Source organism: Aquirufa sp. ROCK-SH2, from assembly GCF_054558315.1.
In genome coordinates this window covers 1-715 of sequence record NZ_JBPXKB010000015.1, presented here as the reverse complement: position 1 = coordinate 715, position 715 = coordinate 1, and the positions used below count along the sequence as shown (strand labels likewise).

Sequence of the window (715 nt, the reverse complement as noted above, 5' to 3'; positions counted from 1 at the left end):
AAAAGAAAGGTTTAGGAATCGGTGCTTTGGTAGATGAAGCAGGGCCTGTGCGTTCTACGATTCTTTCTGCCGACTTTGCTTACCATGTTAAGTTGAATGAAAAATGGAATATGGACGGAGGTATTCGCGCTGGAATGGCTAATATTTCCTTGAATTTTTCTCAAATCAGATTGGTAAATCCCAACGATAATTTATTTGCGGGAGATCGCAGCACAGGGATTCAACCTAACTTAGGTTGGGGATTACGTATTGCTAAAAAAGATGATGGATTTTTCTTTAGTTTGTCTCAGCCAAGAGTTATCAAATATGATTTTGGTACTTATAATGGATCATTCAAAGACGTAGCGTATTTGTATGCAATGGCAGGAACGAAGATTGGATTAGGTGGGCAAGTTGAAACTGCAAATGGGTTGAAATCAAAAGTAACATTATACCCAAGTTTATTGCTCCGCATGGCAACTAACGTACCTTTGTCATATGATGTAAACCTAACAGCAAACATCAAAGACAAATTAGATATTGGTGCAAGTTACCGTCGTGAGGATTCTTATGGTTTCCGATTAGGCCTACAAGCAACTAAGAAAATCTACGTAGGTTATGTATTTGAATTGCCAATTTCAGAAATTAGAAAAGCAAGTTCACAAACACATGAAATGGCCTTGAGGTTTTTCATCTTTGATAAAAAGAAAGAAAACAAGGATGAGTTGAAGAACTA

The 715-nt window shown here is 37.2% G+C and carries 1 protein-coding gene; it reads left to right on the top strand.

Annotated elements, in window-relative coordinates; genetic code table 11:
- On the top strand, positions 1 to 715 hold a 715-nt coding region (locus V7S79_RS12210), incomplete at both ends, for a PorP/SprF family type IX secretion system membrane protein (RefSeq protein WP_459490876.1).